This window comes from Pseudomonas sp. 20-5 (assembly GCF_056782835.1).
The window spans coordinates 4,599,339-4,611,092 of sequence record NZ_CM165584.1 but is presented as its reverse complement, the minus strand read 5'-3'; the positions used below and the strand labels follow the sequence as shown (position 1 = coordinate 4,611,092).

Annotated in this window: 10 protein-coding genes; 6 read left to right on the top strand and 4 right to left on the bottom strand. The window is 67.0% G+C overall.

All coding sequences use genetic code 11. The features are described from left to right. Nucleotides 1-5 precede the first annotated feature (5 nt). Nucleotides 6-794: a phenylalanine 4-monooxygenase gene (phhA, locus tag AC1RB9_RS21295; RefSeq protein WP_003105977.1), complete on the bottom strand. Its 789-nt coding sequence runs from the start codon at nucleotides 792-794 to the stop codon at nucleotides 6-8. A 283-nt stretch (nucleotides 795-1,077) separates the two neighbouring features. On the opposite strand from phhA, the gene AC1RB9_RS21290 reads away from it, so the two are divergent. Beyond that, the gene (locus AC1RB9_RS21290; protein WP_003105980.1) at nucleotides 1,078-2,637 is read left to right on the top strand and encodes a sigma-54-dependent phenylalanine hydroxylase transcriptional regulator PhhR; all 1,560 of its coding nucleotides are present in this window, start codon (nucleotides 1,078-1,080) and stop codon (nucleotides 2,635-2,637) included. A gap of 217 nt (nucleotides 2,638-2,854) precedes the next feature. On the opposite strand, the gene AC1RB9_RS21285 is transcribed toward AC1RB9_RS21290, so the two are convergent. Next, on the bottom strand, nucleotides 2,855-3,121 hold the full coding sequence (locus tag AC1RB9_RS21285; protein WP_003085904.1) for a DUF2790 domain-containing protein: 267 nt from the start codon (nucleotides 3,119-3,121) through the stop codon (nucleotides 2,855-2,857). Between the two features lie 268 nt (nucleotides 3,122-3,389). Further along, nucleotides 3,390-5,585 carry an FUSC family protein gene (locus AC1RB9_RS21280; protein ID WP_003123248.1) on the bottom strand — a complete coding sequence of 732 codons (2,196 nt, stop codon included), beginning with the start codon at nucleotides 5,583-5,585 and terminating at the stop codon, nucleotides 3,390-3,392. A gap of 219 nt (nucleotides 5,586-5,804) precedes the next feature. Here AC1RB9_RS21280 and AC1RB9_RS21275 point away from each other — a divergent pair, with 219 nt between their 5' ends. After that, nucleotides 5,805-6,749 (top strand): LysR family transcriptional regulator, encoded by a 945-nt coding sequence (locus AC1RB9_RS21275; protein WP_003105984.1) that lies wholly within the window; start codon nucleotides 5,805-5,807, stop codon nucleotides 6,747-6,749. 133 nt (nucleotides 6,750-6,882) lie between these two features. Here AC1RB9_RS21275 and AC1RB9_RS21270 read toward each other — a convergent pair whose 3' ends face one another. Continuing rightward, nucleotides 6,883-7,779: a LysR family transcriptional regulator gene (locus AC1RB9_RS21270; protein ID WP_003454550.1), complete on the bottom strand. Its 897-nt coding sequence runs from the start codon at nucleotides 7,777-7,779 to the stop codon at nucleotides 6,883-6,885. Between the two features lie 116 nt (nucleotides 7,780-7,895). Between AC1RB9_RS21270 and AC1RB9_RS21265 the strand changes: the two genes are divergently transcribed. Genes AC1RB9_RS21265 through AC1RB9_RS21250 form a run of 4 tightly spaced genes read left to right on the top strand, consistent with a single transcriptional unit; the run spans nucleotide 7,896 to nucleotide 11,715 of the window. Further along, nucleotides 7,896-8,723 (top strand): HTD2 family dehydratase, encoded by an 828-nt coding sequence (locus tag AC1RB9_RS21265; RefSeq protein ID WP_003085910.1) that lies wholly within the window; start codon nucleotides 7,896-7,898, stop codon nucleotides 8,721-8,723. 45 nt (nucleotides 8,724-8,768) lie between these two features. Then, entirely contained in the window at nucleotides 8,769-9,929 is a 1,161-nt protein-coding gene (locus AC1RB9_RS21260) for an acyl-CoA dehydrogenase family protein (RefSeq protein WP_003085913.1), read from the top strand. A gap of 14 nt (nucleotides 9,930-9,943) precedes the next feature. Then, the gene (locus tag AC1RB9_RS21255) at nucleotides 9,944-10,324 is read left to right on the top strand and encodes a VOC family protein (RefSeq protein WP_003085915.1); all 381 of its coding nucleotides are present in this window, start codon (nucleotides 9,944-9,946) and stop codon (nucleotides 10,322-10,324) included. A 38-nt stretch (nucleotides 10,325-10,362) separates the two neighbouring features. Next, a complete protein-coding gene (locus AC1RB9_RS21250; protein WP_003085916.1) occupies nucleotides 10,363-11,715 on the top strand; it encodes an MmgE/PrpD family protein in 1,353 nt (450 codons plus the stop codon). Nucleotides 11,716-11,754 lie beyond the last annotated feature (39 nt).

Sequence of the window (11,754 nt, the reverse complement as noted above, 5' to 3'; positions counted from 1 at the left end):
TCTCGTCAGGCCGCCTGCTTGGGCGGGAACAGCGGCGCGTGCAGGCCCAGGCGCATGGCCTCGTGGACCAGCGCCATGATGTCTTCCTGGGCCAGTTGGAACAGGCGCTTGAGGTCGGGCAGGACGAAATAGAGCGGTTGCAGGATGTCGATGCGGTAGGGCGTGCGCATCGCCTCCAGCGGATTGAAGGCCTGGTGCAGCGGCTCGTCGGAGAGGCTGTAGACGGTCTCCTTCGGCGAGGAGAGGATGCCGCCGCCGTAGATGCGCTTGCCCTGGTCGGTCTCGACCAGGCCGAACTCGATGGTCATCCAGTACAGGCGGGCGAGGAACACGCGTTCCTCCTTGCTCGCCTTGAGGCCGAGCTTGCCGTAGGTATGGGTGAACTCGGCGAACCAGGGGTTGGTCAGCAGTGGGCAGTGGCCGAAGATCTCGTGGAAGATGTCCGGCTCCTGCAGGTAGTCCAGTTCTTCCGGGGTGCGGATGAAGGTGGCGACGGGGAATTGCTGGCTGGCCAGCAGTTCGAAGAAGGTCTGGAACGGAATCAGCGCCGGAACCCGCGCCACGCGCCAGCCGGTGGTGGCCTGGAGAACCCTGTTGATCTCGTCGAGCTGGGGGATCCGGTCGTGGGGCAGGCCGAGCTGTTCGATGCCGTCGAGGTATTCCTGACAGGCGCGGCCTTCGATCACCTTCAGTTGCCGGGTGATCAGGGTATTCCAGACCTGGTGCTCGGTTTCCGGATAGTGGATGAAACCGTTGTCGTCGGGCTGGCGGGCCACGTACTGCGTCGTTTTCATACGGACTCCATGAGCGGCTTGTGGCCGCGGGGTCTTTGTTGTTGTCGTTGCCTTATCGATACCGCGTCGGGACGGTCCGTGCAGCCCCGGATAGGGACCGGGCAACGGGGAGGAATCGGCGTTTTCGTAAAGTTTTCCTTACGAATTGGCCTGGGTCGCCTGTTCATTGGGTCAGGCATTGTTGCTGGTGAGTCTAACTGTCACATATTCTTGACGGAAATTTCCGGCCGGGAGTTAAAAAACCGGCCGCGAGCCCATCAGAACGACAACACCGGGCCACGCCATGCGTATCAAAGTGCACTGCCAGAACCGTGTAGGCATCCTCCGCGACATCCTCAACCTGCTGGTCGACTACGGCATCAACGTCAATCGCGGCGAAGTCGGCGGCGACCAGGGCAACGCCATCTACCTGCTCTGTCCGAACATGATCAACCTCCAGTTGCAGTCGTTGCGGCCCAAGCTGGAGGCGGTGCCGGGGGTCTTCGGGGTCAAGCGCGTCGGCCTGATGCCCAGCGAGCGCCGGCACCTGGAACTCAACGCGCTGCTCGCCGCCCTGGACTTCCCGGTGCTCTCGGTGGACATGGGCGGGCAGATCGTCGCCGCCAACCGTGCCGCCGCGCAGTTGCTCGGCGTGCGCGTCGACGAGGTGCCGGGGATTCCGCTGTCGCGCTATGTGGAGGACCTCGACCTGCCCGAACTGGTGCGCGCCAACAAGGCGCGGATCAACGGGCTGCGGGTGAAGGTGAAGGGCGACGTGTTCCTCGCCGACATCGCGCCGCTGCAATCCGAGCACGACGAGAGCGAGGCGCTGGCTGGAGCGGTGCTGACCCTGCATCGCGCGGATCGCGTCGGCGAGCGCATCTACCATGTGCGCAAGCAGGAGCTGCGTGGCTTCGACAGTATCTTCCAGAGTTCGCGGGTAATGGCCGCGGTGGTCCGCGAGGCGCGGCGCATGGCGCCGTTGGACGCGCCGCTGCTGATCGAGGGCGAGACCGGCACCGGCAAGGAGCTGCTGGCGCGCGCCTGCCACCTGGCCAGCCCGCGCGGGCAGTCGCCGTTCATGGCGTTGAACTGCGCCGGCCTGCCGGAATCCATGGCCGAGACCGAGCTGTTCGGCTATGGTCCGGGAGCCTTCGAGGGCGCCCGCCCGGAGGGCAAGCTCGGCCTGCTGGAGCTTACCGCCGGCGGCACGCTGTTCCTCGACGGCGTCGGCGAGATGAGCCCGCGCCTGCAGGCCAAGCTGTTGCGCTTCCTGCAGGACGGCTGTTTCCGCCGGGTCGGCAGCGACGAGGAGGTGTACCTGGACGTGCGGGTGATCTGCGCCACCCAGGTAGACCTGTCCGAACTCTGCGCCAAGGGCGAATTCCGCCAGGACCTCTATCACCGTCTCAATGTGCTCTCGCTGCACATCCCGCCGCTGCGCGAGTGCCTGGATGGCCTGGCGCCGCTCGCCGAGCATTTCCTCGACCAGGCCAGCCGGCAGATCGGCTGCGGCCTGCCGAAGCTTTCCGCGCAGGCGCTGGAACGTCTCGAACGCTACCACTGGCCGGGCAACGTGCGGCAATTGGAAAACGTGCTGTTCCAGGCGGTTTCGCTGTGCGAAGGGGGAACGGTCAAGGCCGAGCACATCCGCCTGCCGGACTACGGCGCGCCGCAGCCGCTGGGGGATTTTTCCCTGGAAGGAGACCTCGACGCCATCGTCGGGCGCTTCGAGAAGGCGGTGCTGGAGCGCCTGTTCCGCGAACATCCGAGCAGCCGCCAGTTGGGCAAGCGCCTCGGCGTTTCGCATACCACGGCGGCGAACAAGCTGCGCCAGCATGGCGTGGGGCAAGGCGAGGGCTGAGCGGCATGCTTGCCGGTTTGTTGCAGGCTGGGAAAGAAACGGTGGAGGCGTCGGCCCTTGTGAAAGGGCGGCAGCACGATGAGGCGTGGGGAGGACGGCCAGGATGTTCGCCGAGAGGCGGGATTGTCGCCGCCGAGTACACAATGATCGCGCCGGATGGGCGAGCTGCCCCTCGTGGCGCGATCCTTCGGAGGTCGACCCGGAGGTCGAGCAGAGTTTAGCCGCCAGTGCAGCCGTTGCCCCAGACCTGATATTCGACGGTATGTTTCTGGCCGTTCGAATCTTCGTAGGTCATGCGTGCGGGAACGATGCCGCAGGCATTGGAAGTGTCGGTTGAAGATATAACGCGAGCCACATCCAGTTGCATGCCATAGGCATATTCTTCAACAGCGTTTTCCTGCTGGCTGGCAGGTTGATCCTGGGCGCCAGCCGCCATCACCAGCGGCGAGCAGGCGAACAGGGCCATCAGGGCGAAAGCCTTCATTACTATTTACCTGAGTAGTTTCTGAGTGGGTACGATCTGCCGTCGGAAGACAGGCGGACAGGTCACCGGGGCAACTCGATAAACAAGGCTGGGTAAGTAAGTCTGCAATCAAGTTGCGGAGTCGAAGTTCAACGGGAGTTAACTTCGGCTGTTGGGTTTATTGTAAGTTGGGATAGGCTGCGACATATAGACTCAGTCAAGACAAGAACCTTGTACGGATCGGTAACAATATCCCTGTGGCCTTCTGCGCCGCGGCTTTGCGACCGGCTCACGGGTTTCTTTCCTGGCCCAGGGGCGATTGCGGGTCGAGCAGGGCGCTGCGAATGAAGTGCAGGTAGCTGAGCACCCGTCGCAGCGGCGAGGTATCGAACTGCGGTGCGCGCGGCTCCGGCGCCGCCCGTACCGCCATGATCGCCTGGTTCACCGCGTGCAGAGCGCGCTGGCGGTTGCTCGGCCCGGGTTGCAGGAACAGCCGGATCAGCGCCCGGCCCATCAGGCGGATCGCCCGGCGCCAGGCGGTGCGTTCGGCGTAGCAGGGCTCCTGGGGCAGGCGTTGCTGTTCGAGGCGCAGCTCAATGATCGCCTGGCCGACCTCCAGCACCAGGAACATCCAGCCCAGCAACCGGCGTTGCACGTCCGGGCGGCCGGCGGAGAAGGTGTAGGCCTGGTTCAGCAGGTCGCGGGTGCCGCTTTCGAAACCGGAGACCAGGCCCTTGCTCTTGCCGCTGATGGCGAACACCACCCGCTCGCGCAGGTCGTGCTCCAGGCGCTTCCACATCCACGGCCGGTTCGGCGGCAGGATCACCATGGCGGCGACCGTGGCGAGGACCATCGACAAGAGTAGTGCCAGGTATTCGTTGAAGAAGGCCAGGGCGTCGTAGCGCGCCATGTTGGCCGGCAGCGAGGCGAAGCAGAACCACACCAGCAGGCCGACGCCGTAGCCGTTCCACTGCGGCCGCCAGAGCAGCAGGGCGCCGACCGCGAAGACCGGCAGCAGGCAGCAGAGCAGCATCGGGAAACCGTCCACGTGGGGTAGCAGGTAGAGCAGCACGAACAGCCCGATGCAGGCCCCGGCGAGGGTCCCGAGGGTGAGTTGCAGCGACAACCGGCCGGGATTCGGCGAGGTCGAGGAGAGCGCCGAGATCAGTACCGCGGTGAGGGCGAAGGTGCCGCCGTGGGGCCAGGAGGTCTGGATCCAGAACGTGCCGAGCAGGCCGATCATCAGCGCGCTGCGCGCTCCGGCGACCAGCGCGGCGACCGGGTTGGCGCGGGCGACGAAGCTTTCCTTCCATTGCTCGCGGGCATGGTGGTGTTCGGCCAGGGAAGCGTGGGTCAGGGCGTAGTTGTGCAGGTCGTCGGTGAAACGGAAGGCCAGTTCGGCAGCGGTGTTGAAATCCAGCAGGTCGTTCTCGCCGGGGCGCTGCTCCACCAGGCGCTGGCGGGCCTGGCGGATGTTCTGCATCAGTTCCGGCTTGTAGGCCTCGATGCGTTCGGCCAGGCGCGCGGCGTCGGCGTCGGTGGGCGTCCGTTCGCGAATCGGCGCGAGCAGCCCGGCAAGCTCCGCCAGGCAGGGCGCCAGGACCTCCAGGACATTCTGCGCCCCGCGCCCGCGCAGGCGTTCGAGCAGGCGGTGGAGGCCGTGGAAGCGACTGGTCATGACCATGAATTCGTTGTTCAGGCGAATCAGCCGGCCGCTGCGCAGGCGCATGTGCGGATCTTCGAAAGTAGTGGCGCTGCGCAGGTTTTCCAGGCCCACGGACTGGGCGACGAAGCGCGCGCTGAGCTCGCCGAAGCGCTCGCCGTCGAGGCTGCCCTGCAGGCCTTCGGCGGCGAACCCGGCGAAGTCGCGGAAGCGCCCGTAGAGTGTGTTGCGCAGGGCGGCGCCGCTGGTCTGCGGCAGGAAGATGGCGCTGACGGTACCGGTGCAGAGGATGCCCAGGGATATTTCCAGGACCCGCCACAGCGCCGCCATGAAAGCGCCTTCCGGGTGCGCGGTGGCTGGAATCCCGATCATGGTCGCGGTGTAGCCGGCGAGTACGCAGGCGTAGCCGCGGAAATCGCGGTAGCGCGCGGCGCCGGCGGTGCACAGGCCGACCCAGAGCGCCAGGCAGGCGAGGAACAGCACGCGCTCCTGGGCGAACAGGGCGATCAGAGTGACCATCACGCTGAGGCCGATCAGGGTTCCGACGATGCGGTAGAAGCTCTTGGCCAGGACCTGCCCGCTCTGCGTCTGCATGACGATGAAGACCGTCACCAGCACCGTGCTCGGCTGCGGCAGCTCCAGGCGATAGGCCAGCCACAGGGCGAGGCTGGCGGTGAGCAGGGCCTTGAACACGAAGACCCAGGCGACGCCGTCGCTACGCGCCCATTCGAGCAGGGCGCGGCGCAATTCGTCGGGGCTGGGAAAGAACGCGAGGGGAGCCGGTGGAACCAGGGGGAGACCTTTCCGGGTGGCGCGGGGCACTGCTGCGAATCCTGAACGACGGCGAGGGGAGGCCGAAACGGCTGGGAATTCTAGGAGCGCCCGCGCTTGCGGATAAGAGCTCGGATAGGTGAAAAATTTTTGTCACAAAAGGCAATAATAGGTGGGTTGACTCGTGACAGAATCTGCGCCGCCTTGGGGTGTCCTCCGGGTTGCGTGGAAAAGAGACGCGCCATAAGCGTCAGAGCCTAGAGGGCCGTGATGGATATCCTGTTCAATATGCGCGCGTTCGTCAGCGTCGCGGAGACCGGCAGTTTCACTGCCGCCGCCCAGCGCCTGGACCTGACGACCGCCTATGTCTCCCGTGCGGTGGCCAAGCTGGAGGCCCACCTGCAGACCCGCCTGCTGCATCGCACCACCCGGCGCATCGCGCTGACCGAAGCCGGGCAGCGCTACCTGATGCGCGCCCAGCAGATACTCGCCTACATCGAGGAGGCCGAGGCCGAGGCGGGCGACGCCCATGCGCGGCCGTCGGGCACGCTGAAGGTCCACGCGATGACCGGCATCGGCCAGCACTACCTGATCAAGGCCATCTCGCAATATTGCGAGACCTACCCGGAGGTTGGCTTCGACCTGACCCTGGCCAACCGGATCACCGACATTCTCGACGAGGGCTACGACATTTCCGTGGTGATAGCCCCCGAACTGCCGGACTCCGGTTTCGTCTCCAAGTGCATCGGCCAGACCTACAGCATCCTCTGCGCCTCGCCGGGCTACATTGCCGCGCACGGCTTCCCCAAGCTGCCGGCGGAGCTGTCCGCGCACCGTTGCCTGCGCCTGGTGAACTCGGTGATGTCGCTGGACCGCTGGCTGTTCGACGGGCCCGACGGCCAGGAACTGGCCTGCATCAACCAGACGCATTTCCAGGTCAACACCGCCGACGCCATGACCGAGGCGGTGGTCTCCGGCATGGGTATCGGCGCGCTGCCGGTGTACGCGGCGGTCAACGGCCTGAAGGACGGCAGCCTGGTGCGGGTGTTGCCGCGCTATAGCCTGTTCCATCTCAACGTCTACGCCCTCTACCCCTCGCGGCAGTACCTGGATGCGAAGATCCGCACCTGGGTCGAGTTCCTCCGCGAGCACATGCCGGCGATGCTCGCCGCGGACGAGCACAGCCTGGCGGAGAGCGGTGGGTTGGCGAACTGAGCGGGAGTGGTGGGCGGCGCCCTTCGCGACGATCGCACCCCGGCTTGTCGGGAGTCGTAGGGCGGATAACCGCCTGGCGGTTGTCCGCCGATTCTCCGGAGCCCCGCGGACAACGCCAGGGGCGTTATCCGCCCTATAGGCTGTCTCCCACCCTCTGCAACTCCTCGATCAACGCCCGCAGGCAACTCGGCAGTGCTTCCAGGTCGCGTACCAGCAGGCTGCGCTCGCGGATCGCCCAGGGCTCGTCGAGTTCGATGGTCGCCAGCTTCATCGTCCGGCTGTGGCGGCGCGCGGCGGACTGCGGGATCACGCCGATGCCGACGCGGCCCTCGATCATCCGGCAGATCGCCTCGAAGCTGGAGACCTGGATGCGCAGCGATAGCTGCTCGCCCATCTGCTCCACCCGTTCGTACAGGAAGGCGTGCAGGGTGGTGCCCTCGGGCAGGCCGATATGCTGGAACTGCAGGGTGTCGCGCAGGCGTACCCTGGCCTGTCCGGCCAGCGGATGGCCCTGGGGCACCGCCATCACCAGGCGGTCGGTGCTGAAATGCAGGACCTGCAGGCCACTGGCCGCCACCGGCCCGGCGATGATGCCGAGGTCGGTGGAGCCGTCCAGCACGCCGCGGACAATGTCGCGGCTGAGGCGTTCCTGCAGGTCGACGGTGACCCCGGGACGAGCGGCGAGGAAGCCGGCGAGGATTTCCGGAAGGAATTCGGTGACCGCGGTGGTATTGGCGAAGATGCGGATATGCCCGGCGGCGTCGCTGCCGTACTCGGTGAACTCGCTCTTCAGGTATTCCACCTGGCGCATGATCAGCCGCGCGTGCTGTAGCAGGCGCTGGCCCGCCGGGGTCAGTTCGACGCCGCGGCTGTCGCGATACAGCAGGCGGCTGCCAAGCTGGCCTTCGAGCGCCTTGACCCGCGCGCTGGCGGCGGCCGGGGAAAGGAAGGCGCGGCGCGCGCCCTGGGTCAGGCTGGGCGACTCGGCGATATGGATGAACAGGCGCAGGTCGGCGAGATCGAAATGCATGGGCACTCCATGGCGTTCGGCAAATCCGAACGCGCCATTGCGTAATTGCAAATTCTCAAAACGCTAGCATCCTATCATTCTCCTCCCATCACCCCCTAGGTCATGGGAAGCCACGCATGAGTGAGTCCGCTTTCGCCCCCTGGATCGGTCGCCAGGAAGAAACCCACGATCAATTGAGCCGCAACCTGGTCAAGCGCATCGCCGCCACCTTCGGCGAGCCGACCCCGGCCCACGGCGAAGCGCTGCCGCCGCTCTGGCACTGGGCGTTCTTCCAGGACCCGGTGGAGGCCGCCGGCCTCGGCGTCGACGGCCACCCGGCGCGCGGCGGTTTCCTGCCGCCGGCGGACGATCGCAACCGCATGTGGGCCGGCGGGCGCCTGGAGTTCCACCAGCCGCTGCGGGTCGGCGGCGAGGCCAGCCGCACCTCGACCATCCTCCGGGTCGAGGAGAAGCACGGTCGCAGCGGCGCGCTGCTGTTCGTCACCCTGCGCCACGACTACCGCCAGGACGGCCAACTGGCGCTGAGCGAAGAGCACGACATCGTCTACCGCGAACCGACCCCGCCCAAGCTCGGCGGTACCGAGGCCTTGCCCGAGGGCGACTGGCGCGAGGCGCTGGAGCCCGATCCGGTGTTGCTGTTCCGCTACTCGGCGGTGACTTTCAACGGCCACCGCATTCACTACGACTGGCCCTATGTCACCGATGCCGAAGGCTATCCGGGCCTGGTGGTGCACGGTCCGCTGATCGCCACCCTGGCCCTGCGCGCGTTCTGCCGGGCCAATCCGCAGGCGCGCCTGCGTCGCTTCGCCTATCGCGGCCTGCGCCCGCTGATCTGTCCCGAGCCGTTCGAGGTCGGCGGCCGCCTGCTCGCTGCCGGCAAGGCCGAGGTATGGGTCGGCAATGGCGCCGGCCTGGCCCAGCGCGGCGACGTGGAATTCGACTGAAAGGGCCCCAGCGCCCATCCAACGACAAGAATCGAGGAGTCACCGATGAATCCGAACAGCGAAGAGCTGAACGCGATCCGCGAGGGCGTACGTGCCCTCTGCGCCGAATTCGACGCCGCCTACTGGCGCCGCATCGATGAGCAGCGCGGTTTTCCCGAGGCCTTCGTCAAGGCCCTGACCGACGCCGGCTGGCTCTCGGCGATGATCCCGGAGGAGTACGGCGGTTCCGGTCTGGGCCTGGCCGAGGCCTCGGTGATCCTGGAGGAAGTCAACCGCTGCGGCGGCAACTCCGGCACCGTGCACGGGCAGATGTACAACATGTTCACGTTGCTGCGTAACGGCAGCGAGGCGCAGAAGCGCTTCTACCTGCCGAAGCTGGCCAGCGGCGAGCTGCGCCTGCAGTCGATGGGGGTGACCGAGCCGACCACCGGCACCGATACCACCAAGATCAAGACCACCGCCGTGCGCAAGGGCGACCGCTATGTGATCAACGGGCAGAAGGTGTGGATCTCGCGGATCCAGCACTCCGACCTGATGATCCTGCTGGCGCGCACCACGCCGCTGGCCGAGGTGAAGCGCAAGTCCGAAGGCATGTCGATCTTCCTCGTCGACCTGCGCGAGGCCATCGGCAAGGGCCTGACCGTGCAGCCGATCGCCAACATGGTCAACCACGAGACCAACGAGCTGTTCTTCGACAACCTGGAGATCCCCGCCGATAGCCTGATCGGCGAGGAAGGCAAGGGCTTCCGCTACATCCTCGACGGCCTCAATGCCGAGCGCACCCTGATCGCCGCCGAATGCATCGGCGACGGCCGCTGGTTCATCGACAAGGCCAGCCACTATGCCCGCGACCGCGTGGTCTTCGGCCGGCCGATAGGGCAGAACCAGGGCGTGCAGTTCCCCATCGCCGAGGCGCACATCGAAGTGGAGGCCGCCGACCTGATGCGCTGGCGCGCCTGCCAGGAGTACGACGCCGGGCTCAACGCCGGGGCCAGCGCGAACATGGCCAAGTACCTGGCGGCGAAAGCTTCCTGGGAGGCGGCCAACGCCTGCCTGCAGACCCACGGCGGCTTCGGCTTCGCCTGCGAGTACGACGTCGAGCGCAAGTTCCGCGAGACCCGCCTGTACCAGGTGGCGCCGATCTCCACCAACCTGATCCTGTCCTACGTGGCCGAGCACCTGCTCGAACTGCCGCGCTCGTTCTGAAGCGGGAGCCGCCCATGCAGATCGACCGTCTCGACCACCTGGTGCTCACCGTCCGCGACATCGACGCCAGCATCGATTTCTACACCCGCGTGCTGGGCATGCGCGCCGTTACCTTCGGCGCGGGTCGCAAGGCCCTCGCCTTCGGTGCGCAGAAGATCAACCTGCACCAGGCCGGGGGCGAATTCGAACCCAAGGCCGAGCGACCTACGCCAGGGTCCGCCGACCTCTGTTTCATCGTCGCCACGCCACTCGAGGCGGTGGCCGAGCAACTGCGCCAGCAGGCCGTGGAAATCCTCGAGGGCCCGGTGCAGCGCACCGGCGCCGGCGGGCCGATCCTCTCGCTGTACCTGCGCGACCCCGACCTGAACCTGATCGAACTGAGCAACCCGCTGTAGGCCGCGTGCCTCGGGACAACTACAAGAGAGCGTTGGTCATGACCGACTACACCCAGCAACTCGCCGGCTTTCTCGCCGGCCTGCGCTACCAGGACCTGCCGCCGGCGGTGCTGGCGCGGATGGAAGAATTGTTCCTCGACTGGCTCGGCTCGGCGCTGGCCGGCAAGGGCCAGCATCCGATCCCATTGTTCGAGCGCTACGCCGAACGCATGGGCCCGGCCGACGGTAGCGCGCAGATCCTGCCCAGCCGGCGGCGCAGCTCGCCGTATTTCGCCGCCCTGGTGAACGGCGCGGCTTCCCACGTGGTGGAGCAGGACGACCTGCACAACAGCTCGGTGCTGCACCCCGCGGCGGTGGTCTTCCCTGCTGCCCTGGCCGCGGCCCAGGACCTCGGCCGCAGCGGCGCCGAGCTGATCCTCGCGGCGGTGGCCGGCTACGAGGCCGGCATCCGCATCGGCGAATTCCTCGGCCGTTCCCACTACCGGGTGTTCCATACCACTGCCACGGTCGGCACCCTCGCCGCGGCAGTGGCGGTGGGCAAGCTGATGGACTTCGACCGCGAGCGCTTCGTCGACCTGCTCGGCAGCGCCGGAACCCAGGCCGCCGGGCTCTGGGAGTTCCTCCGCGACGCCGCCGATTCCAAGCAGTTGCATACCGCCAAGGCCGCCGCCGACGGGCTGCTCGCCGCCTATCTCACCGCCGACGGCCTGAGCGGCGCGCGACACATCCTCGAAGGCGAGCAGGGGATGGCCGCCGGGATGTCCAGCGACGCCGACCCCGAGCGCCTGGTGGATCGCCTCGGCAGCCGCTGGGCGTTGCTGGAAACCTCGTTCAAGTTCCACGCCTCGTGCCGCCATACCCATCCCGCGGCCGACGCGCTGCTGGCGCTGATGCAGCGCGAAGGGCTCGATCACTCGCAGATCGCCGCGGTCACCGCGCGGGTCCACCAGGGCGCCATCGACGTGCTCGGCCGGGTGGTCGAGCCGCAGACCGTGCACCAGGCGAAGTTCTCCATGGGCACCGTGCTGGGCCTGATCGCCGTGTACGGCAAGGCCGGCCTCGGCGAGTTCCATCGGCATGCGCTGAGCGACCCGCGGGTCGCAGCGTTCCGCGAGCGGGTCGAGATGCGCCTGGACCCGGAGGTCGACGCCGCCTATCCGCAGCGCTGGCTCGGGCGGGTCGAAGTACTGGATCGCGAAGGGCGGCGCCATACCGCCGCCATCGACGAACCCAAGGGCGATCCCGGCAATACCCTCAGCCGCGACGAACTGGCCGACAAGTTCCGCCGCCTGCTGGCGTTCTCCGGCGCGGCCACCGACGCCGAGGCGGAAATCCTTATCCAGCGCGCCTGGGGCCTGCGCCAGGCGCCTTCCGTAGCGCCGCTGATCTGATCAACCGAACCAGCCGCACCTCGTCTTCGACGGACGAGG

Coding starts and splice junctions, on each gene's coding strand:
- phhA (WP_003105977.1), bottom strand. CDS start 794: ATGAAAACGACGCAGTACGTGGCCCGCCAGCCCGACGACAACGGTTTC.
- AC1RB9_RS21290 (WP_003105980.1), top strand. CDS start 1,078: ATGCGTATCAAAGTGCACTGCCAGAACCGTGTAGGCATCCTCCGCGAC.
- AC1RB9_RS21285 (WP_003085904.1), bottom strand. CDS start 3,121: ATGAAGGCTTTCGCCCTGATGGCCCTGTTCGCCTGCTCGCCGCTGGTG.
- AC1RB9_RS21275 (WP_003105984.1), top strand. CDS start 5,805: ATGGATATCCTGTTCAATATGCGCGCGTTCGTCAGCGTCGCGGAGACC.
- AC1RB9_RS21270 (WP_003454550.1), bottom strand. CDS start 7,779: ATGCATTTCGATCTCGCCGACCTGCGCCTGTTCATCCATATCGCCGAG.
- AC1RB9_RS21265 (WP_003085910.1), top strand. CDS start 7,896: ATGAGTGAGTCCGCTTTCGCCCCCTGGATCGGTCGCCAGGAAGAAACC.
- AC1RB9_RS21260 (WP_003085913.1), top strand. CDS start 8,769: ATGAATCCGAACAGCGAAGAGCTGAACGCGATCCGCGAGGGCGTACGT.
- AC1RB9_RS21255 (WP_003085915.1), top strand. CDS start 9,944: ATGCAGATCGACCGTCTCGACCACCTGGTGCTCACCGTCCGCGACATC.
- AC1RB9_RS21250 (WP_003085916.1), top strand. CDS start 10,363: ATGACCGACTACACCCAGCAACTCGCCGGCTTTCTCGCCGGCCTGCGC.